Here is a 23,583-nt window from a genome sequence, read left to right as displayed (position 1 = left end):
ATACCCCAAAACTGATAAGCACCACACTTTATAATGTTTAATTCAAAAAAACTTTACACCTCGTATTCTGCTTCATCACACTTCACAAGATTACCATCTATAGTAGAATATTTTTTATAAAAATTGATAGTTATGAAGCATAGGAAGTGACCATTATCCTAGGCTTAGAAGTCATTTACAATTTAGAATAAGGTGATACAACCAATAGAAATGTAAAACTATCCATTTTGGGTCTATCTTGCTGATACTTTTGACAACAATTCAAAAAATTATTAGACGCTGGTGGTCAGAGTTTACCTTACAAACCAGATTAATGGCAGGAGCTACTCTAGCTGTTTCTTTGTTCATGAGTGGGTTAACCTTTTGGGCAGTCAATAGCATTCAGCAAGAAGCCCAATTGAATGATACTCGTTTTGGCCGAGATTTGGGGCTTTTGTTAGCTTCTAATGTTGCTCACCTGATCGCTGAAGATCACTTAGCTGATGTTGCCCGCATTTCCAGTCACTTCTATCGAAGTACCTCTAGCGTCCGTTATATCATATATGCTGATTGCGATGGTCAAATTTTCTTTGGTATTCCCTATTCCGCCGCAGAAGTTCAAAATTCTCTAACCATTGAACGGCATATCCAGTTACCTAAAACTGATCTGACAAACATTAATCTTCCTCTTGTCCGTCAACATCTCAGCCCTGATGGAAAGGTGACTGATGTTTTTGTTCCATTGAAACATGACGGTAACTATTTAGGAATTCTCGCCATTGGTATTAATCCTAATCCTACAGTGGTAAATTCTTCCAACCTTACTCGGGATGTTACGATTGCAGTTTTTGTCGCTATTTGGGCTATGGTTATTCTAGGGGTTGTTTTTAACGCTTTAACCATTACCCGACCAATTAAAGAATTATTAGTTGGAGTCAAAAATATCGCTGCCGGAAACTTTAAACAACGGATAAATCTACCTTTTGAGGGAGAATTAGGAGAATTAATCTGCAGTTTTAACGAAATGGCTGAACGTCTTGAACGCTATGAAGAACAAAATATTGAAGAATTAACCGCCGAGAAAGCTAAGTTGGAAACTCTCGTTTCAACTATAGTTGATGGTGCCATTCTACTTGATTCTAACTTACAATTACTATTAGTTAATCCACGGGCACGGCGGATGTTTGGTTGGGAAGGAAAAGATGTCATTGGAACCAATATCTTTGAACTTTTGTCCCCGGAATTAACCTGGCAATTGACAGCTCCTCTTCACGAGATGGCTCAGGAAGACACTCACACAAACAAAGACAAAAACTCCTCCGAATCACTTTCTGAAATTTCCGAAAGTCACCAAGGGGGATCCCCTTGGGAGTTCCGTATTACGCTAACTCAACCAACCCAGCGTATTATTCGGGTTCTCTTAACCCAAGTTTTTGACCAATACCGCGAAACCCTTAAAGGTATTGCGATGACGGCGCAAGATATTACCCGTGAAGTGGAGTTAAATGCAGCCAAAAGCCAATTTATTAGTAATGTTTCCCATGAGTTAAGAACCCCTTTATTCAATATCAAATCTTTTATTGAAACCTTAAGTGAATTTGGCAAAGACTTAACGGAAAGTGAACGTAAGGAATTCTTAGAAACTGCCAACAATGAAACCGATCGCCTCACTCGTTTGGTGAATGATGTTCTTGATCTATCTCGTTTAGAATCCTCAAAAATTTATCATCTTGATCGGGTTGATATCAATCAGGTGGTCGAACAAATTCTACGTACTTACCAACTAAATGCTAAGGATAAACAATTAACCTTAACTCAAGAAATAGAACCAAATTTAACCCCTATCCTAGGACATTACGACCTTTTACTTCAAGTGATGACCAATCTAGTCGGTAACAGCTTAAAATTCACTGAGGCGGGGGGGAAAATCGTGATTCGAGCTTATCAACTTACGAAAAGCCCTCATAATCCTACCTATCAACCTCAGGTAAGAATAGAAATTGCTGATACAGGGATTGGAATTGATCCCGAAGATCAAGAGGCGATTTTTGACCGTTTCTTTCGTGTGGAAAATCGTGTTCATACGCTAGAAGGAACAGGACTAGGACTCTCTATTGTTAAAAACATTATTGATAAACACCATAGTCGAATCCATCTGATTAGTGAGATCGGTGTTGGAACAACTTTCTGGTTTGACTTAGTTATATATCAAGAGAGTTGCATGTCTCTCAAAGAAAGTTAAAATACTAAAAAACCAACTTCAACTTCTCTTGGAGCTTAAGGCTGTTAAAAAGGTGATTGAAATCACAGCTAAGAGTTGATAAATATACCACCCGCGGGTACAGTCCGCGACTTATCTTTGCAATACGGCTGCGCCTCAGTTTTATTTAGCTGCTGCAGGTTTTTTCAGAAAGTAAGTATACTCTAGACTTAACTGTAGAGGAGATAATCTGCCAGAAAAGTTCCAGCCAAAATGAGGGAAAGAGATATGAGCTCCATCGAGGTTCTCCTGCTTAAACTAGATAATAATAAAGATTAAGAACGAAAGACTTTTACTTGATGCCATAACTTGTTAGTGTCGCATAGGCACCCCTCACAATGTACAGTTTATAAGTTTGTCTGTTTTTGTACTTCCTCCAGATAGTTCACCCATTTGGGTTAAAGCCTTAAACCCTGTGGAGTAAACTTACAGTGCTAGTTTTCTCTCTGTAAGTTTACTCCATCACTATAACGAGTTGAAATGCATATCCCCACGTTTTGCAAAACAATCAAGCAACAATACTAACAAGCTCAAAACGTTTTAGACAGTCGATAGTACGGATTATGCAGTTATCTGAAGAGAGCTAGATGAATAGCAATATTTTTTATCTAGAAAAGACCGATTAAATGGTAACACATTATTCTGAAGTAGGGAAGCCTGCACCATATACTTGCGTTACTCATCGAGAGCAATATAAATTTAATTTTCGTCTTTTCATTGTAATGACCACTCCCTAGATTTTGACTTATCATTGTAGAGCGAGGTGTAGTGCAGTACAAAAAACACGGCTGAGGTTGGTTTAGTGTTGTGATAAAAAACTAGCTCTTTGCCTTGCACTGTCATAGTCGGAACTAATCTCGTTGATTTTTATTTGTTTGAAGTTGACGGACACTTATACGTAGTAATAATTATATGGGTATGGCCAATCAAGTTTTGCTTTATGACACCACCCTAAGAGATGGGGCACAACGGGAGGGAATTGCTCTGTCTCTGGAGGACAAGCTGAAAATTGCCCACCAACTCGATAAGCTAGGAATTCCTTTTATTGAGGGAGGATGGCCAGGGGCTAATCCGAAAGATGTCCAGTTTTTCTGGAAGTTACAGGAAGAACCTTTAAATCAGGCCGAAGTCGTGGCTTTTTGTTCCACTCGTCGCCCGTATATTCCCTCAGATCGTGATCGAATGTTACAGATGATTTTAGCCGCCGGAACTCGTTGGGTAACTATCTTTGGCAAGTCTTGGGATCTCCACGTCACTGAGGGGTTGAAAACCACCTTGGAAGAAAATTTAGCCATGATAAGAGATACGATTGAATATCTCCGCAGTCAGGGAAGACAAATAATTTACGATGCAGAACATTGGTTTGATGGCTATAAGCAAAATCCTGATTATGCTTTACAAACCCTAAAAGCTGCTAAAAATGCCGGGGCTATTTGGTTAGTATTATGTGATACTAATGGTGGAACTTTGCCTCAGGAAGTTAGTAAAATTGTTAAAGAAGTGGTAGAAGAGTTAGATGTAGCTCCTGATAGAGAAACCTTTCCTAAATTAGGAATTCACACTCATAATGACTCAGGAACTGCAGTAGCGAATGGGTTAGCTGGGGTGGTAGAAGGGGTGAGAATGATTCATGGAACAATCAATGGGTATGGGGAAAGGTGCGGTAATGCTAATTTATGTACCTTAATTCCAAATTTACAGTTTAAAATGGGGTATTCTTGTTTAACAGATACTCAAATAACGCAATTAAGTAAAACTAGCCGTTTCATTAGTGAAATTGTTAATTTAGCACCGGATGATTATGCTCCTTTTGTAGGGCGTTCTGCCTTTGCTCATAAGGGAGGAATTCATGTTTCGGCTGTTCAAAAAAATCCCCTAACCTACGAACACATTAAACCTGAAAAAATTGGCAATAAACGGCGTATTGTCATTTCTGATCAGTCAGGATTAAGTAATGTTTTATCGAAAGCAAAAACCTTTGGACTTGAGTTAAAAAAAGAAGATATTGCTTGTCATGACATTTTAGAACGGATTAAAAAGTTAGAATATGAAGGATATCAATTTGAAGCAGCCGAATCTAGTTTCGAACTTTTAATGCGTCAAGCATTGGGACAACGAAAACCTATGTTTCAACTTAAAGGATTTCAAGTACATTGTGATATGTTACGAGGACAAGAAATATCTTACAGTAATGCTTTAGCAACTATTAAAGTTACAGTTAATGGAGAAGATAGATTGGAGGTAGCCGAAGGAAATGGTCCCGTTGCCGCCCTAGATAGTGCCTTACGGAAAGCTTTAGAAAATTTCTATCCGGCAGTTGCAGAGTTTCATCTAACGGATTATAAGGTTAGGATTCTGGATGGAGAATCAGGAACATCTTCTAAAACAAGAGTTTTAGTTGAGTCTAGTAATGGCAAAGAACGTTGGAGTACCGTCGGAGTTTCTCCCAATATTTTGGAAGCCTCCTATGAAGCAGTTGTCGAAGGAATTGAATATGGTTTACTTTTAGAAAATTCGATAGAGGATACAGTAACCATATGAAGTTAAGTGGTACCATTGTTATGGTATCTTTATTGAAAAAGCATCGGGAGTCAAGCAGAAAAATGAACTAAAGAAACAGACAAAGCTTTGGAGTGAGAGTTGGTTCGGCTATTTTTACTCGTCGGAACCGGCGGTAAAGCGATGCAGATTTTGGTTTTTATAGCGGTTTCTAACTGGGTAACTTGGTAATAGCAGAAGTGGATACACTGGTAAATTATGTATTCATCAGTTGCTCAATCAATTGATTTATTGAGAGTTTGATTAAGGACTCTAGAGTTAGAGGATCATTTAATTTGTTAATGTTTTCTAATTTATGACTAATAGCTACTGAGGAAATAGGAACACGACTTTTGCTTCTATAGATTCCATCAGTTCCCCAACTTTTGTTGTTGTTTTACGAGTTAACAACTTAACTATAACTACAACAGTCACCGGCTATATTTAATCATATTAGAACTTCTATTTTATCAGTGCAAAAAATTTTTTTAGATTTATCTATTTTTAAAAAGTAAAAGGATTCAAAAAACCGACGTAGTGATCGTCCCAATTTCAGACAATATTTCTTCCTCTACTGATATATTCCTTATAAACGTATTTTCCCTTAGTTGCTTTAGTAAAATTACAAGTTATGGCTAGCTTAACTCCAGTTTCATCAATTAAAACTAGTCTCAAGAATTTGAGTTGTTCCAGCATTTTAAAGGAGCCGAACCTTATATTGAGAGTGATTTATGTCCTCAAATCAGTGGGTTTTTGACTCAAGCCATCCTCGCAAAAGTCGCCAAGGTTTTCTAACTATAGTGATAACTTCCCCTAATATTTTTGAAAAAATTTATCCCTTAATTTTGGCAGCCGCTCACTCAAGAAATAGGAATCAAGAGAATTTACAGGGTTGGCAAAAACAGCAGCTATTGTCATTTTATCCTACGGAACTAAAACTTTCCCAAGAGTAGAAGTCATTACAGGAATAGGAGATCTCGAAGTTACGTTGGCGAAAAAACAGTTTATGGAGCGGTAGCTATTGGTACATCTTTTGATATTTCTGACTTAGTAATCATTGCTGAGCGCAAGGCTAACCTCAACTATATTGGGGCACTCTATTCGTATAAATAGAACAAGAGTCCACAAACGTAGTGATTTTGTTGACTCCTGATGTGACTTGAGGCACAATGCTACAGAAGATAGTCATTTATAAATCTGATGAATATTTCTCAGGAGTTCTCAGTGCAAAGATGATCTCTTACGATCGATTAATTGTTGTAGTGGATTCTTTAGAACAAGCCGTGTCCATTATCAATCAATTCTTTTCACAGTACTTTAATATTAGCTTTGGCTAAATCTTAAAATTTTATTTAAAAAATACGTCATGTAAGGACGCTCTTTATCGGCTCTAGTACTGCCCAAATAATTGACGATTATTTGAGCAGTTTAGGGGAGATTTTATTCTCTTCTGGGAAAGTGCGTCATGCTTCTACATTAGAGGTATAAATTTTACTGAATTTGAGCTGATAAAAATACAACTTAGAATAGGATAGATGAAGTAAAGATTTTAAATTTTTATCTATTTTTTTAGTCTATATATTGTGAATATAATGTTTGATTATGAGTGTAGATGGAAAGTTACAATAGAATTGTTTGTGATGACTTTACTGATATCTTATATTTTTAAACTTAATTATTATTTTTCTGATTTAGGAGATTTAAATAGATTTGAGAAATGCGCATTTAAAAAATAAATTACGTAAAATATGTATTGACTAGCTTAGGATAGATAAAGTGAGCATCGTATAGTTACAGTAACTAAAAATTACTCGATTATCTCTAAACTTTTAAACGAATAATATTCTACTTCTTTGATTGAGACTTATCAAGTTTTAACTATTACTATCATTAAATATAACTCTTGATCATGAGATAAATTATTAAATATCTCGGGTAAACTATTACATCCTAAATATTAAGATTCAACAATCGGATACCAAGTATAAAAATTTTAATATTACTTAGCCATTGATTTATTAGTAAAAGTTATAATGGTTTTTTACTTTTTAGTTTTTAGTGATTACTTTATATTTTTAGATAGACCGCATTTAAGTAAGTTTATCTGTCAATGCCCGACTCCTGGATTTAGAAAAATATTGTCTATAGTGTAATAATTAATAATATTTTAGAAGACATGTTAGTAAAAAACTCTCTTTTTTAGTAGAAAAAACAAGAGTTATATATTGTTCACATTGGTTGTGTTAAAAGAGAACTTATTTAAATCAATGAACTTGTTTTCTTTCTTTATAAAATTTATATTCATCAAGTAAAAGAATTAATTGTTTATTTAAAAGAGAAATATACGAATATCATCATCACCAATGATATAAAACTGGCAACCAAAATGGTAGATTATACTGTTTTTTTATGCCAAAAATAGGATCAAGAAAATTGTTATGGTTACTCAATCACATCTAAATCAAACAGAAAATATTTTTGGTAATCCTTAAGAATAAATGACTCGTAAATGTCTTGAAGTATAGTTTTATTAATTTGTTTAGTTCTATTGAACTTATCAGGTAAAACCAATACTTTTAAAGCGAGGAAATATAAAATTATGTTTTTCTGTCTAAATAAAGTAAGAATTATTCTCGTCTTTAACTTAAGTTAACACTATAACTAAAAATCTTATGTATTCTCCCCTATATTGTTTTCTGTATCCTTCCGATATGTTAGCTTTAATTTAGGTAATACCTCTTCCAAAAAGGTAAACCATACAATATAGTTTGTTTTTGAAAAATTTTTAGTTTTTAAATTGTATCTCTCAGTAATATCCACGCCTTTTTGTTGAAGTATTAAGTCTTGAAGATCACTAATATCATTTATATCTAAATATCTCTCTAATTTTTTATTTTTACTGTTCCCCATTCCTTGTTTTGTATTCCTAGCTATCAGTTAACCTTTCTAAGTTTAGTAAAACTATCTTTTTTCTTAGGTAATATCTAACTTAAATGATATACAGGCTAGTTCAACTCTTTTTAAAACGATATGCTTCCGCGTTAACTAACAATGATTGAGCAAATTCAATTGCTTCTTGTTCTGAATGTCCCACTGTTAATTGGGCTAATTCCTCTCGTCTAGTCTGTCGATCATCTAAATTAGTAACTCGAACAACCGTCCTAATTTTGGGTAAACTCAGTTGCTTATTGTCTAAGTTTCCAGTCTTAGAATATTCTTCAATCATTTGCTTAGTAACTCGAAAATGATTGTCTGCCATTGCAGCTACCAAAGGTTGATGGGTTACACATAAAACTTTATATTTACGACTCAGTTTATGTAACTTTTCGCTAATAGCCTGAGCAACTTTTCCTGAAACTCCTGCATCAATTTCATCGAAAATCAAGGTTCGAGAGCTCTTCTCTGATTTTGCAAAACAAGCCTTTAAGGCCAATAAAAAACGACTCATTTCTCCCCCGGATGCTGTACTAGAAAGAGGTTTTATTTTTTCCCCAGGGTTCGGACTAAAATAAAAAATAACTTCATCACTTCCCATTACTGTTGGTAAACAAGTGGTTATCTGACAGACAAAGATTACTTTATCCATTGCCAGCGATTTTAATTCTTCAACTAATTGTTTTTCTAATTTGATGGCCGCTTTCTGACGTAGCTCTGTTAATATTTTACAGGTTTGATAAAAAGTTTCTCTAGCAACTTTAGTATGTTGTTCCAACTGTTCAATAGACTGTTGATTGTCGGTTAATTCTCCTAATTCTTGCTGTAATTGCTGATGATAATTGATTACTTCTTCTAAAGAAGGACCATATTTACGACAAATACGCTTTAACAGGTTAATCCTCTCTTCTATCTCTATTAATCTCTCTGGATCAGCTTCTAATCTATCCCCATAGCCATTAATTTGCTGTCCTGCTTCTACCACCTGAGTTAAGGCAGATCTGATCATTTCTAAAATTAACTCTATTTCTCCGCCATATTTCGCTATCTTTGTCAAGATACTTTCAGCCTCTCCTAACTGATCAGCGATCGCGGACTCTCCAGTATCATTTTGATAGAGCAGTTGGTAGGTATAGTAACTCAACCGTTGTAACTCTCCTACATAGGAGAGGCAATCACGTTCTTGGTTAAGTTGTTCAAGCTCTTTAGGATTGATTAATTTAGCTTCTTCTAATTCTCTCAGTTCATACTCGACTATATCAAGGCGTTGTAATCTTTCTTCCTCTGATTTTCGGCATTTTTTAAGTATTTTATCTGCAATTTTCCATTTTTTGTAAGCTGACTCTACTAATTTTCGCTGTTTAAGAAGACTCATCCCTCCATACAAGTCCAGTAATTCTCGTTGTCGTATAGAGTCCACCAGTTGAACAGGTTTTCCTTGAGCAGTAATTTCCACAAGGCGATCACGCAATTTTCCCATCAGTTGCAAATTCACTACCACCCCATTGATCCGTGAACGTGATCGCATGGTTTCCCCTGTGAGGGTTAGCTCTCTATAACACAATAGAGTTTTGTCTTCTAACGGTTTAATTTCTTGTTCTTCTAGCCACACTTGTAAAGTGTTATCCATTTCAAAGGTGGCTTCAATAGATGCTTGTTGCATTCCCTGACGAATTAAATAATGATTGATTTTTCCACCTAAAACAATATCAATCGCATCAAGAATAATGGACTTACCTGCTCCAGTTTCTCCTGTAAGGACATTTAACCCTTGACCAAATTTTAAGGTAAGCTGGTCTACCAAGGTAAAATTTTTGATCTTTAATAGAGATAGCATTGAATAACCCTGACTTATCAATACCAGAGACTTCTGTTTATCTTAACCTAAGGTGAATATTTCAGACACAAAAGATTAAATTTTATGATACGGTTCCCAGTTTAGTCTTAAGATGCTGATATTTTCAGTATCTCGACAATCACTTTAAGTTAACAATAAGAGTTATTTTAAACTAGCTATAATTATTTTTATAAAACCCAAAATTTTAAAATTTTGGGTTTTATAGGCTTTTTATAATTCCAATAATTTCATCTTTATAGGAATAATGATTTAACATTGTTGCAATACAGTTAAAATGATAGGTTCAAGAATTATTATCTACTTATTTGGTATTATTTATTTTATAAAAACTCTAAAAAATTTAAAGTCAAAAATTGACTTTAAATTAATATTTATGATATTTTTTATAAAATCCAATGTCTACGTATTAATGATAGAGACATTATTTCTGTTCTAAGCAATTTTAAACTAGCTAAACAATTCCCTATTTTAGTTTATTCACAACCAGGAAATTTTGACAATCTAAAATATGCTTGGTAGATACAACAAAAGTTAATATAATTAAATAATTTAAAAATCATAATTCATTTAATCTAGATTAGTGGTTATAATTATAGAATTAGTTTCTGTGATTATACATTATTTAATAAAGATTAGTTATTTTTTGATCAACAAGTAGAAATTTATGATGAATTTAAACCTGATGAAGGACTATTATAAAAAGTAAATGAGCTTTCAATTAGTCAAAATACTTTGCTAAATTTGATGTTGATGTGTACTCGGCTTGGGAGTCGGTCAACTATCTCTGAATTCCTTTAGGGTTATAAAAATGATCTCAATAAACCTCAATTAATTGATGACCAGGAAGTGATTTATGCCATACTTCCATTTTTTCGTCAAAGGGTCATTCGTCAACGTTGCTAGAAATAACGGTTTTTAGCGACCTTTTGAATTAGCTACTCTTTTGTTACGAAATAGGGCATAAATCATAAGTAATTGGTAAATTTATATTCTTAATTCTGCTTGTTTACCTCAACAAATAGGTAAATTTAAATTTAAATTAAAAGTGAAATTACTTTATGAACAACGCAATTAAAATATTCTTTATTTTACTGAAACATGAATAGTCTTTTATTATTGTTATGGAGTAACTAAATTAATTATGAAATGGCGTTTAATTCCTCCTATTGAAGCATCAGGTACGATCCAAATGGCTATTGATAATTGGTTATTTATCCAGCACGAAAAGGGACAACATCCTCCTACTTTACGCTTTTATACTTGGTCATCACCGACAATTTCTCTGGGTCGTTTACAAAAACAATGGCCTTTATTCTGGTGTAATTTAACTTGGGAAAAACGTCCTATAGAATTAGTACGTCGTTCCACAGGAGGACGAGCAGTTCTTCATCAAGGAGACTTAACTTATGGTATAATTACTCCAATTAATAATCGAAGAACTTTAGAAATTTATAAACAAATTTGTCAGTTTTTGATTAAAGGTTGGTCGTCTTTAGGAATTAAATTAGATTACGGAATAGCTAGACGAGGTTATATTCATAACTCTAGTTGTTTTAATACGGCTACTATTTCTGATTTAATTACTTCTGATGGAAGTAAACTTATTGGAAGCGCACAACGAAGGGGAAAAAAATCTATATTGCAACATGGATCTATGGTTTTATCAACTAATAAAACACTATTTAAAACTATTTTTAATCAATCTGCACCTTGGAGTTTAGGACTTCTTGAACAATTACCTGATAATTGTTATCCAGAAAATATTATTAATATTTTAACTGAAACTGCCAAAGAATGTTTTAATATAGATTTTATTTTTAAACCTTTATCCTCAAAAGAATTGCGAGATGCAATTCAATTATCTAATGATTTAAAATTGTAGCTAATTCAGGTTTATTATTAATTTTTTAAAAAGTGTAATTAAAATAAAAAATAATATTATAAAATAAATAATTTTCAAATTTTTTATCTTAATTTATTTAACAAAAGATATCTAAGTTTATACTTGTCAACAAACTAATTCTAGTAAGTTTAAACATAACCTATTTAATGAAAATTAAAGTAGTAAATTGCTCATAATTATTTTATTTAAAATTTACTAATTTATTTTTTACTAAGCACAATAATTTTTATTATAGTTTATTTAATATCATTCTCATGACTAGTCTTTATATTAATAAATAATATAATTTTGGCTATGGAAAACTAACAATATAGAATTAACTAATAAAATGTAAGTTTGATAAATTTTGGAGGTAAGAATTAACAGAACTTCTAAATCTAAACGCTTTGCTTTTGATCATCTTTTTTGGCAACTTTAATTTATAATTGATTTTTTCTAATAGTCCCTAAGTTGTTTTTTTGTAAAAAAATAAATTTATTTCTAATGCCTAATATTATATAGGTTTTTAACACCAACTTACTAAGTTTAATAGTCTTAATATATAGTATTTAATTATCTAATAAATTAGATTTTTTTATCTTTTACTTAAGTTATATTTATTGTTTTAAAATAACATATTGACTTTTAATATAAACCTTATATTTTTGTGGTTTTAACCAGTATTTTAAAGTTATTTAACTTCGATTTTAAAATAAAGTAAATTTATCAGTTACTAACTATATTAATACCTGAAGGTTTTTTCCTTATAATTCTTTATTTTTACCTTTAAATATTATTTCTAGTTTTTATTTACTTGTTTCATTTTTGAATGCTATATTTTAAATATTAACATTGTAAATTTTTTCAACATAAGAAGTTTATTAATCAATATTTTTAGTTGATTTTTTTAAAAATAACCATTCTTTAAATATATTTTTAAATTAATATCTAAAAATATTCGTAAATTAAAGAAGCCTATCAATAAAACGATTGATTTAGCAACTGATGAAGACATAATTAGTTAGTTTATCTACTCTTATTATGTCTTCATCAGCTACCTAATTAAAATCGACTATAATTTTACATCCTTATATTAGGTATTATTTTTATAATAAAGTTTTGTGACTAGATAAATTATTGTCTTAATTATATTTTTTAATAGCTTCACTTAGTCTTAAATTTTTCTATCTTTCTATCCTCTTGTATTTCAACATAAATTTTATTTTATTGTTCTCCCTATGAAGGGAATTGTTTAGTTATAAATCAACTTTTATGATTCTTTATTTTTTAATTATGTTAGCTTAATTTTTAGTTAGGTTGATATCTAGTAAGCACTTTTAATTTAATTACTTTTCCATCTTACACTTATTTAAGAGCATCTACTTATCAAAGTTTTAATTACCATCAAAGATAGTTTTTACTAAAAAAATTATAATAATCAAAGTTTGAGTTGTTTTGAGTATCAAAACAAATGATATTTCTAGACTAGTTGTCACGTTATTTCAATAAATATTGAGAGTTATCTTCTGTAAGAAATATAATTTTGTAAAGATTTTTTTATAATTGAGTTATCTGAGCCATGAAGTATAGCTCAGATAACTCAATTATAAATTATTAATTTTCTAGCTAATCACATTCAGTTCAGAAAAGTTAAAACAAATAACTTATTGACTTTTGATTAATTGTGAGAGCTTTTTTAAAAAACCTTATTTAAAATTTACATAGGTAAGTAGGAAAAGCTATTTTTAAAATAGCTTTTCTGAAATATCATGGACTTAAGCCCTTTCTGACTTTCGTTTACCATACCAGTGATTTAATTCATATTTTTTTCCGGAAAAGTAAATTCAAATTCATCAATTAACTCATCAAGTTCTTCAATAGCCTGCTTGACATCGATACTCAAAATTCCTAAATCTGGTTTATTGAGAAGTTGGACTAAAAATTCTCTCTCACCTTCGATGGCTTTCACTTTTTCCCGAATAGTATCTTGGTTCATTGGTACTTTCCTAAAACTAGGACTTATCCTAGCATAATCAATCGTATTTTTCTACACTAGAACACCAGACTTTTCTCCCTAAAAAAATATATTTTAATGGTATATTAAGATCTTAATTAAGATAAAATTAGCTCAACAGTAAATTATAGGTTTTATCTGCTTCTTTTCTTTATCCCTCCAAACAAGGATAATAAAAATTGGAATACTCACATCGATAAAGAAAAGAATTGATACATTACCAATAATTTTATTAGTATCAATTAAAACTATAAAAATAACTATTTCTTTTCAAAAATTTTTAGGATATAAATCCTATGCTTATGGCCATAATTTTAATATTTAAATAAAAATAATTTTCTTTAAAAAAAGAACATTTTTTTTGTGTCTCCCCAGTCATAATGATATTTTAAAAATCAGCAAAGTGTGCTAGAAATAACAGTTTTTAAAAACGCGTTATAGTAGAGTCCTGCAAATAAGGTGTTTTTTGACTATAAAAAGTTAAGCTAAAAAATAAAGATTGCTTTTTTGAAGATATTTAGTTACTTTTGGGATAATTGTTCCTAGTCTAATTAAGTCTTCGTCTGTAGTTGATTATTATGTTTAACATTGATTACTGATTAACTTATGTTATTGTTACAATTTAGTACCTCTCATTATTGCCGTAAAGCTAGATTAGCATTAGGGTATAAAAAAATTTCTTATCAAGTCGAGAACCTAACGCCAGGCTTACATCTACTTAAATTAAGACCTCTTACAGGGTTGACAAAAGTTCCAGTCTTATTACCTCAAAGAGTAGAAGAACCGCAAGTAATTGCTGACTCAACTCGAATTTTTCAATACCTCGAAACCTATCAAAATAATCCTCCATTAATGTTACCTGACGCCAGCAAACAAACTCAAGCTTGGTTGCTAGAAGACTGGTTAGATGAGAGCATCGGAACCGCCACGCGTTTTATTTACTATCATTTTCGTGCAGAAAAAGGAAAATATATTGATTCTTCATTATTTAGTCAAATAGTGATTAATATTGTCCGTCACCAATATAATATTACTTCTGCTACCGTAGAATTAGCCTCAGAACGGTTGAAAAATGCCATGAATGTGTTATCTTACTGGCAATATCAGCCCTATTTGGTTGGTGAAAGTTTAAGTGTTGCTGATTTAACAGCCTCAGCTTTATTGAGCCCTTTAGGCTTAATTCCTGAGTATCGTCAGGATTATCCTTGGTTGTTTGAAAAAATAATTGCAATCCATCAAATCTGTGGAGAAAAGCTACCAGCAGGGTTAAATTAACTAAAAAAGTTTCTATGAATCATCGTTTATTAAAATGGTCAATTTTTATTAATATAGTTAGGTTAGTATTAGAGTTAAATTCAGGAGTAGCCTTGCCTCCTCCTGAAGATATACCTGAAGAAATTTTGCGGACAGAAATTGTAACTGAAGGGCGATCACCTATTGATGGAAAACCTTTAACATCTGGAGAATATGCCGAAATTAAAGCGAGATTAGCTGAGAGTCCTTACCCTTCCGAACTTAATTCTCAATTTAAACACATGATCTTTTTATTGAAGATAAGAAAAATGTTAAAAACATTTTTTCCATTAGATCTTTTTTAAAAAAAAATCTAATGGAAAAAATGTATATGATTGAAATATTGATAGGGTTATAAAACCTTGTAGGTCGATGTATTGCTCGCCTTGTAGTAATAATATAATCTTTTATTGTCCTACTATATAGTTTTGTACCATAATTAAATTGTATAATTTAATTATGGTACATTTTATCTACTACGCCAACTTTATAATGATAATTTTTTAAAATAGGCTGTTTTTATTAGGATACTAATTCATAAACTTCGGTGTTATATCTGTAAATTTTTCCAATACAAACCTATTAATTCTATTTATAATAAAAATTATTCTCATATAAAATTATCGGTTTACAATATTATCAATAATATTATTTTTAATAATAATTTTTTAAAATTTTAGGCTTTAATTAAAACTAATTATTTTCTGTTTATTAATACAAAAAATATTTTACTACCTGAACTAAATCAAAATTATTGACAATTTATAGTAGAATATTAAAAATAAAGATAATAAAATTTTTTCAAAAATTTAAATAACCTTTTAGTGTTAAAAACACCATCAATAGCAATACTTCATGGACTTTTATAAGTACAGAAAGCTTTCCCCTTAAACACAAACAGCCAAAAAGTCTCTCAGACAAAGGTATTGACAATAGCATTGATAAAATTGTCTCGAAAAAATTGTCTCGAAGAGTAACTATTTTAAACAGAGTTAACCCCCATTTAGTCCGTTTTATTTCCATCTGTTAGGCTCCATTAGTACGAGTGATTAGCTTAATAATTGCAACTAAGTACACTGAAAAGGCTGTTTCTTGCTGTCTGAGTTTCTGATTTGGTTAATGTGAAGGAGTTTGGAGCAAAAAAATTGAACAAACTACTAAATGAACAGTCTCTGCAAAGAAAAGCAAGATGGTATATTGTGTGCTTCTCAGTGACTTCCAACCAATCGAATAAATCCGTCCGAGCACTTCAATTACTCGGACGGATTTATTCGATTGTAAGCCATTAAGAACTACATTCCTGGAAGATTCAAACCACTGGTAAGTTCTTCCATCTTAGTTCGCATCATTTCGGCAGACTTAGCATAAGCATCTTTCATTGCCTCAGTAACTAATTGGGAAAGACTATCGGCTCCTTTTTCCATCGCGTCTGGGGTAATTTCAACGCAAAGAGGCTCTTGGTTGCCACTCATGATAACTTTAACCAATTCTCCCCCACAAGCTCCCTCGATTTCCATTTCCTCCAATTGTTTTTGAAGTTCCTGCGCTCCAACTTGAACTTGTTGTGCTTTTTGGAAAGCTTCTTGTAATTCTCTAATTTTGCCTAATCCAAATCCAAATCCTTGTCCTTTTGTCATATCTTTTAAGAGTATTGATTTTAATGATAATGAGCTAGAGCCTAATAGGGAACTCCATTAGTCAATCTTAGTATTCCTGTGGTGTTTCCTACAGCCTTAGGAGGCAGAAAATTCACCTAATATTTTGACTTCTGGTTCCAGTAATAAAGACCAACGAGCTTCTACTTGTTCTTGAGCATGATAAATCAGGCGAAAAATATCTTGCGCTTTAGCTTGACCACAGTTAAGGATAAAATTAGCATGACGATGGGAAATTTCTGCGTTACCAATACGATATCCTTTTAAGCCTAATTGTTCAATTAACCATCCCGCAGCATGAGAAGTAGGATTACGAAACACACTCCCACAACTGGGTTTATCATAAGGTTGGGAATTTTTACGTTGTTGAAGATTGTGTTGAGTAGTTGTCATGACTTCTTGACGACTGAACCCCATCTTTAATTGAAAAGTGGCTTCTAAAACAAGTTTCTCAGCTCCTTGTAACGAAGAGGTGCGGTAACTATAATCAAGGTCTTTAGATGTAAGAGTTTCTACTGTGCCATCAGGAGACACCACCACTGCACTGATCAAACAATCAGCAGCACATTGACGATGAGCTCCCGCATTCATTACCACTGCTCCTCCCACAGTCCCTGGGATGCCTACAGCCCATTCCAAGCCGCGCCAACCATGTTTAGCAGCTTGCCAAGCAATTTTAGCTACAGGGTCACCAGCCGCTACAGTAACACACCCTGTTTCAGGGTCAAATTTACGATAACGTAGATAGCGGGTGCTTAGCACTAAGCCATCGATTCCGCGATCGCTAATCAAAAGATTAGAACCTGCCCCCAACAGTATCAGAGGAATATCTTGCTTTTGAAACCATTCAAAGGTGGCTTGTAGAGCCTCCCAAGTACGGGGAGCAACATACCATCGAGCTTCACCTCCTACGCGATAGGAAGTTTGATTAGCTAGAGAAAAATTAGGGAAAATATGACAATTGGCCACGGGCAATCGTATTGGAGAAGACAACGCTTTAATCATTAGTTTATTAGTTTAATGGGAAGTCAATTGAAGACGGTGAACTAAAAATTATTCAAATTGTTTCCAGACACAAGGGTCTGAGAAATAGAGTTAAGACTAAATATCAAAAAAAACTTGAACCCCTAAGAGTGATAAGATGCTTCAAAACCCAGCAATTACCTGGGGAATAATTTGATTAAGATTCCCCGCCCCTAAAAACAGAACTAAGTCTCCAGGTCGCAAAAGTTTAGGAAGAGATTCAATTAAAGCTTCTAAAGAGGGTTGATAAATCACATCACCATGATGACGTTTAATCTCATTAGCTAAGTCTTGACTTGTGATGTTAGCAACATTAGCTTCCCCTGCACTGTAAATATCGGTTAGAACAATGAAATCCGCATCTTGAAAAGAAGTAGTAAATTCTTCTAAAAATGCAGCGGTACGACTATAACGATGAGGTTGAAAAACAGCAACTACACGAGAGTTTTGCTCAACCTTAGAACGAGCTGCCGAGAGGGTAGCTCTGATTTCGCTAGGATGATGAGCGTAATCATCAATAAACGTAATACCATGGGTTTGACCCCGGTATTCAAAACGCCGTTTTGTTCCGCCAAAGGTAGCTAATGCCTCAGCAATTATCTTAAACTCCAATCCCAATTGCAGCCCTACAGCTATAGTAGCCATAGCATTACTAACATTATGTTTTCCTGGAATGGTTAGGCACATTTGCCCCAAAAACTGCCCTCTTTCCCAAACTTCAAACGTTGTGTTCTCAAGACTATAAGTAATTTCCTTGACAATGTAATCTGCGTTTTGATTAAGATCAAGGCTATAGGTAATAGTCGGGTTTAGCTGAGTTCTCACTGTCTCACAGTCAACACACCCTACTAATATTTCACATTGAGTTTCAAAAATCTGAAAGGTTTTTACTACATCTTCTAGACTTTTATAGTGATCCGGGTGATCAAGTTCAATATTAGTGACAATTCCGATACTGGGAAAATATTTCACTAGAGAGCCATCAGACTCATCTGCTTCAGCTACTAAGTATTTGCTAGAACCAAAGTAAGCGTTACCCTTCCAAGCATCTACTTCTCCTCCGACGATAATAGTTGGATCGAGTCCTGCCTTGAGCAGTACGTAACCTAAAAGACTGCTAGTAGTGGTTTTCCCATGAGTTCCAGCTACCGCAATACTTTGATAATCTGTAATTAAAGCGGCTAAAACATCAGAACGGTGGAAAATCGGACATCCCTTTTCCTGGGCGGCCCGATATTCTGAATTACCTTGAGCAATCGCTGTTGAAAATATAACTTGAGGTAACTGTTCAGTTAAAATCCTTTTCGGACTCAATTCATGATCATGTCCATTTTTATCAACCAAAGATGTTGTCAAATTATTGACCAAAGGTAGGACAGATTCAGTGATTTGTCCGTTGCTAGAATGAAAGAGTTCTAGGTTAGTCGCCTCTTGACGACTAAAAATATACGCTCCAACTTCTTGCAATCTTTTTGTAATATGACTCGATCGTAAATCGGAACCGGATACGGGAATCTGACGCTTAGCTAGAACATAAGCTAAAGCCGACATCCCTATCCCGCCGATTCCGATGAAATGGAAAGGCCGTCCACTAAAATCAACCGTTTTTACCATTACATCTCCTAACACACCACACGATTACCACAAAACGTCGTTGCTTATTAATTACGGGCTATGATATCAAAAACTGACCACTTGGTCATCAATTGTGTTTTTATTAATTATGATGTTTGGTACTGTTTTTTACCTGAATCAGGATAGCTAAAAAGGAGTTAAAGTTAGATTTATTCTACATTTTGTCATTATTATCTTGGAAGTTTCCTATTCATGACTAAATTTGTCCGGTAAAAAAAAAATAAATTGGTGGACTTAGTCATACAGAAAAAAAGTACCCTTGTCGAAGGAGTGAATGATGTATTGCGAGAAGCTTCTCAGGGTTCTATGAAGGGCATTATTTTATAGAATGACTTACCCTTGTAGTTTTCTGTGACTATCATGTAACTGATCATTCTTCTATGGTTGATTCTAGCTTAACCATGGTAATGGAGAACGACATGGTTAAAGTCGTTGCTTGGTATGACAGTGGAGTTATTCTCAACGGGTTGTAGACACTAACGAAGTTAAGGATTGTTATTGTATTGGGTGATAGAGGCAGTTGTTTTTAGTTTTCCTCACTTGATTATTTGATAAATTGTTTATAATATTGATATTTTTAGAAAAATAAGTCTATAATTTCTTCTATGGAATTGAGTCAAATCAATCTTAGATACCATGGGTACAATTTCCTTAATATTGATTGGTTTATAACTTTTATGAAAAACCTTTTAATGTGCTTAAAATCAAGAGTTTTAGTGATATAAGAAAAGAAAATTGATGTAGCTATCGTACATATCTTCATCAACTATAATCCTTAAATATACGGTATTTTTATAGTCAAAATAAATGACACATATCAGATTCAAAATAAATAAAAGCGCCAATGAATAATTGCTGGCCTACTTCATTTAATTGATAGTATAATTATGTTGCAGGAGTTAGATTACTTAGGAGTTAGATTACTTTTCTTCTAACCAATCTAAGGCTTGAAATAGGGGAATAATATTTTATTCTTGAGCTTATTGAGTTTTTGCCAATCTCATTTTATAAAGTCTATTATTAATATGATTATAAATTCTGTCATTAATTAATAATGTCGAGTTGTTCTCTTAATTTTACTAGATAAAAATTTATATATTTTACTTCAAGTTTATGAAATACACTATTCAATATCTAAAATTATTATTGAGAATTTATTACTAATAATTTTGTTATTTATCTGTTCTTAAAGAACAGTAACTATCACCCTTTATGTATAGCTATAATTAGCCTGGGTGTATACTTTATATGAATAAAAAACACCATTAATCTAATAGAATCAAGATTTTTTCCTTATGATTCTCAAAATATATAGTCAACTTTTTCTATAAACTAATAAACAAAAGAGATAAAAATCACATCTCTTAGTCCTTTAATAGTCTGAAAAATAAAGATAGGATGGGCTCATAGACAAGTATATAAACATATAAAAGAAATATCACGGTCCTACTTTTAAACTATCTTTTCTATATATTTCTGCATTTTTATCTAATGTCATCCAATTATAAAACTAAGAAGATTTTTTAATAAAATGTCCTCCTTTACTTTTGGCGTCATACTATATACCATTGATTATACTAAAACCCATTAATTAAAAGTTTTATTGTTTCTTCCTTAATTATTAATTACTGTAATATTTAAAGTATGTAATCAAATGTCAACTTCTTTATCAAATTTAAAATACAACTGGTCTATTTTATTAAAAACTGCGTTTTTAATTTGTTAATTCAGAGATTATAAAGAGTTATAATCTGAGCTACTTTTAAGTCTAAATTAGCAATAGCAATAATTTTTTATATACTTTACACATTAAAGGCAATCTATTTTAGTCCCAAATATTCTTGTTGACTAAATCTCATAAGTAGGACAAAAAAAGTTTACTCATATATTGAATCTATTACTCTTAAAACTAGCTTGTAATATTCTTGTATTCTAAGCTAGTTTTATTAATTTTTAAAAATTTAAGGATTTTAATAGCAAAATCTTTGATCTCTGTCTTAGTCATAACAAACAATAGCAACATTATGTACTTTAATAATTTCTATTTTCTACTAATTTCAAAAAATATTAATTTTTTATTATAGATATTATTTATATATAATATATTTGTTATTTTTCTCGATACCATTGTACTAATTTTTTGGGAGAAACTCCTAGATAGTATCCTAGAATAATCAGTTGATTAATGAGCGTTGTTTTAACTACTCCTAATTTTTGCCAACGACGGCCAGAGGTCACCACTTTAGCTGATACGATGACGATTTTACCTCGTTTGTTGAGTTTTTGCATAAACTCGAAATCTTCCATGATGGGAAAATTTGTAAACCCTCCTATTTCTCGAAATACTGAGGTCTTAACGAAAATTCCTTGATCACCATAAGGAATAGAAAAAATTTGTGATCTCCAGTTAACTAAAATTTCAATTAAACGGAGTGAAAATAGAGAAAGATCGATCTTTAATTTAAAAGCTCCCCCAACTATTTTTGAGTTTGAAAAACTATTAAGTATTAGCTCATCATATCCTTCTGGCAATATAGTATCTGCATGAAGAAATAAAAGAATATTTCCAGTTGCCAATAATGCCCCTTGATTCATTTGTAATGATCGACTAGCTTGAGTAAGCTTTATTATTTTTACTCCCATATTTTGCAATAATTGAACGGTATTATCTTGACTTCCACCATCAACAACAATCACCTCGATAGCTTCATTTGTACGTAGATTATTTAAAGTTTTTAAAATGAAAGTTTCTTCATTTAACACCGGAATAATAATACTAATTTCTATCATTCAATCTTAATATATAATATTAATTCTTTGATATATTATATAATTTGCTCCTTATGGATTATAAATTTTTTTTTCTTTAGACTAATTGTTGTATCTTTCTTTAAATTAGGTACTTGTTGCTCGTTACACGTTGCTAATCCTTCTAAAATTCCTCGACGGACTAATGATTCTGTTTCTTTGGTTAACATTAATTTAAAATAATCTCTAAGCTGCTGGTGGTAATGATGGTTAAACCACTGTTTATTCAAAAGATTTCCCAGACTTTTAACAGCAATTAATCGTTTAAGAGGATCAGCACTAGTTAAATCTAATATCCATTGATTAAATTGATTTTCATAGCTCTTCTCTCTAACTTGAACAATTTGCCAGAGCAACAATCCAAAGCTAAGTAGAGTTCCTATCCCTTGTGCAATACATCCTATAGCTAACCAACGGTTTCCAGAATTAGCCCAGACAGATGCAGCAATATAGGCTACTATAGCCCCTAAACCTCCACTACTCACTGATAGGATTAATTTACCTGAAGATCCTCTGAGAAATTCACGGTAGTACGACCATCGACGTTGCCAGTTTCCCCCTTGAATTTGATACACTAGTCTCATTAAGAAAACGCCTGTGGTGGTGGCTAGTACTAGTTTCCCATTCCAAGCAACCATAAAGGTTAGACCGGTTGACCCCATTAACCATAATCCCCTTTTACGCCATCTTCTTTGAGTCAGGATAGTCGTCATTGAACTCTTGAAATATTTCAACAATGAAGGTGAGAGAAGATACTGGCGTTGTCTAGACCAAAATGAAACCTGTGTCACCGAGGTAGCCTAACGAAAAATTGTTCTGATGTTCACTATATCGTTAATTGGTCAAGTCCTGCCTTATACTTTAAGGATTTTTACACGAGCTGTTCTAAGATTTTTCCAGGAAGTTTTTTATCGACAAGTTAAATTCTGCAGAATAGTTTGGGCGCTAATACTTTAGTGTAACCAAATGGAATCGCAAAATGAATTTATTACGTATTGCACCTGTATTATCAATTGTGTATTTGTATCAATGACCTATAGCTTATATATTAAAAAATATTTATATAGTCGGTAATCTTGTCAATTCAGGGTCATTAATTAACTATGGTTTTTGTTGGGACTGTAATCTTAAGATCTTCTACAGATGTAGATAGTAGATTAATAATGATTATAACGTTTTAATGCCCCAACTTTATAGATTAAAACTATATTTAATATATAAACAGATTTTTATCTAATTAGTCATAATAATATATAAATATTTAATTATTGCAATGAAACTATAAATACTTTATTGACTAAATAACTAGAAAATAAGGAGTCAATATTGTAATTTTTTAGGAACAATAAATTAAGTCAGAAAATTTGAATTAATACATACGAAATACAGTTCTATTTTTACCTTTTATAAATAGAATTTTTAGATAAATATGTAGAGAGCTTTACTTATCTCATAAATAGATATTTTAAATATTAAGATTTTTATGTAATGTACCGATCAAAGATAGAGTTTCTTTGAAAGGTAATTAATTTTTATAAAAAACCCTATAAAAAAGACTAAATGAGAAGGATTGTTCAGAAAAAATATGACTTATATATGGAGTGAGTTAAATTGTATGCTCGTTGCAAATATTTCTGTAATAGCCAAATTTATGGAATTGAATAACGCAGTTATAATAAAAATATTAGAAGTCATTAATTACTA

General features: G+C 32.2%; 14 protein-coding genes and 1 pseudogene. 7 read left to right on the top strand and 8 right to left on the bottom strand.

What is annotated here, in order from left to right; genetic code table 11:
• Positions 1 to 313: 313 nt before the first annotated feature.
• From nblS to ETSB_RS10375, 3 genes are all read left to right on the top strand, one after another.
• A complete protein-coding gene (nblS, locus tag ETSB_RS07565) occupies positions 314 to 2,221 on the top strand; it encodes a two-component system sensor histidine kinase NblS (protein WP_171816464.1) in 1,908 nt (635 codons plus the stop codon).
• A gap of 930 nt (positions 2,222 to 3,151) precedes the next feature.
• Positions 3,152 to 4,780: a citramalate synthase gene (gene cimA, locus ETSB_RS07560; protein WP_044107233.1), complete on the top strand. Its 1,629-nt coding sequence runs from the start codon at positions 3,152 to 3,154 to the stop codon at positions 4,778 to 4,780.
• Between the two features lie 728 nt (positions 4,781 to 5,508).
• Complete coding sequence (locus ETSB_RS10375; protein ID WP_044107232.1) at positions 5,509 to 5,730, top strand: hypothetical protein; 222 nt, start codon at positions 5,509 to 5,511, stop codon at positions 5,728 to 5,730.
• 1,717 nt (positions 5,731 to 7,447) lie between these two features.
• Here the strand turns inward: ETSB_RS10375 and ETSB_RS07550 are convergent.
• Together ETSB_RS07550 and recN are read right to left on the bottom strand one after the other, a co-directional pair.
• Positions 7,448 to 7,687 (bottom strand): hypothetical protein, encoded by a 240-nt coding sequence (locus tag ETSB_RS07550; protein ID WP_044107231.1) that lies wholly within the window; start codon positions 7,685 to 7,687, stop codon positions 7,448 to 7,450.
• Between the two features lie 100 nt (positions 7,688 to 7,787).
• The gene (recN, locus tag ETSB_RS07545; protein ID WP_044107229.1) at positions 7,788 to 9,548 is read right to left on the bottom strand and encodes a DNA repair protein RecN; all 1,761 of its coding nucleotides are present in this window, start codon (positions 9,546 to 9,548) and stop codon (positions 7,788 to 7,790) included.
• 1,162 nt (positions 9,549 to 10,710) lie between these two features.
• On the opposite strand from recN, the gene ETSB_RS07540 reads away from it, so the two are divergent.
• Complete coding sequence (locus tag ETSB_RS07540; RefSeq protein ID WP_044107228.1) at positions 10,711 to 11,451, top strand: lipoate--protein ligase family protein; 741 nt, start codon at positions 10,711 to 10,713, stop codon at positions 11,449 to 11,451.
• A 1,813-nt stretch (positions 11,452 to 13,264) separates the two neighbouring features.
• Here ETSB_RS07540 and ETSB_RS07535 read toward each other — a convergent pair.
• Positions 13,265 to 13,447 carry a hypothetical protein gene (locus ETSB_RS07535; protein ID WP_044107226.1) on the bottom strand — a complete coding sequence of 61 codons (183 nt, stop codon included), beginning with the start codon at positions 13,445 to 13,447 and terminating at the stop codon, positions 13,265 to 13,267.
• Between the two features lie 624 nt (positions 13,448 to 14,071).
• Between ETSB_RS07535 and ETSB_RS07530 the strand changes: the two genes are divergently transcribed.
• Both ETSB_RS07530 and ETSB_RS07525 read left to right on the top strand, forming a co-directional pair.
• Complete coding sequence (locus ETSB_RS07530) at positions 14,072 to 14,740, top strand: glutathione S-transferase family protein (RefSeq protein ID WP_044107224.1); 669 nt, start codon at positions 14,072 to 14,074, stop codon at positions 14,738 to 14,740.
• A gap of 14 nt (positions 14,741 to 14,754) precedes the next feature.
• Positions 14,755 to 15,063 (top strand): hypothetical protein, encoded by a 309-nt coding sequence (locus tag ETSB_RS07525; protein WP_044107223.1) that lies wholly within the window; start codon positions 14,755 to 14,757, stop codon positions 15,061 to 15,063.
• Between the two features lie 987 nt (positions 15,064 to 16,050).
• On the opposite strand, the gene ETSB_RS07520 is transcribed toward ETSB_RS07525, so the two are convergent.
• From ETSB_RS07520 to murC, 3 genes are all read right to left on the bottom strand, one after another.
• Complete coding sequence (locus ETSB_RS07520; protein WP_044107222.1) at positions 16,051 to 16,395, bottom strand: YbaB/EbfC family nucleoid-associated protein; 345 nt, start codon at positions 16,393 to 16,395, stop codon at positions 16,051 to 16,053.
• A 96-nt stretch (positions 16,396 to 16,491) separates the two neighbouring features.
• The gene (gene murB, locus ETSB_RS07515; protein ID WP_044107220.1) at positions 16,492 to 17,418 is read right to left on the bottom strand and encodes a UDP-N-acetylmuramate dehydrogenase; all 927 of its coding nucleotides are present in this window, start codon (positions 17,416 to 17,418) and stop codon (positions 16,492 to 16,494) included.
• A 141-nt stretch (positions 17,419 to 17,559) separates the two neighbouring features.
• Positions 17,560 to 19,050 (bottom strand): UDP-N-acetylmuramate--L-alanine ligase, encoded by a 1,491-nt coding sequence (murC, locus tag ETSB_RS07510; protein WP_044107219.1) that lies wholly within the window; start codon positions 19,048 to 19,050, stop codon positions 17,560 to 17,562.
• Positions 19,051 to 19,296: 246 nt separating this feature from the next.
• Between murC and ETSB_RS09420 the strand changes: the two are divergent.
• Positions 19,297 to 19,582 (top strand): annotated as a pseudogene (locus tag ETSB_RS09420) (type I glyceraldehyde-3-phosphate dehydrogenase); the annotation flags it as partial.
• Positions 19,583 to 21,180: 1,598 nt separating this feature from the next.
• Here ETSB_RS09420 and ETSB_RS07505 read toward each other — a convergent pair.
• Together ETSB_RS07505 and ETSB_RS07500 are read right to left on the bottom strand one after the other, a co-directional pair.
• On the bottom strand, positions 21,181 to 21,861 hold the full coding sequence (locus ETSB_RS07505; RefSeq protein WP_044107218.1) for a TIGR04283 family arsenosugar biosynthesis glycosyltransferase: 681 nt from the start codon (positions 21,859 to 21,861) through the stop codon (positions 21,181 to 21,183).
• Between the two features lie 35 nt (positions 21,862 to 21,896).
• Positions 21,897 to 22,592, bottom strand: coding sequence for a hypothetical protein (locus ETSB_RS07500; RefSeq protein ID WP_052470645.1), 696 nt, complete (start codon positions 22,590 to 22,592; stop codon positions 21,897 to 21,899).
• Positions 22,593 to 23,583: the final 991 nt, after the last annotated feature.

Origin of the sequence: cyanobacterium endosymbiont of Epithemia turgida isolate EtSB Lake Yunoko (genome assembly GCF_000829235.1) — a bacterium.
Lineage (GTDB): Bacteria > Cyanobacteriota > Cyanobacteriia > Cyanobacteriales > Microcystaceae > Rippkaea.
The sequence above is the reverse complement of the archived record's forward strand: the minus strand, read 5'-3'. Positions and strand labels throughout refer to the sequence as shown.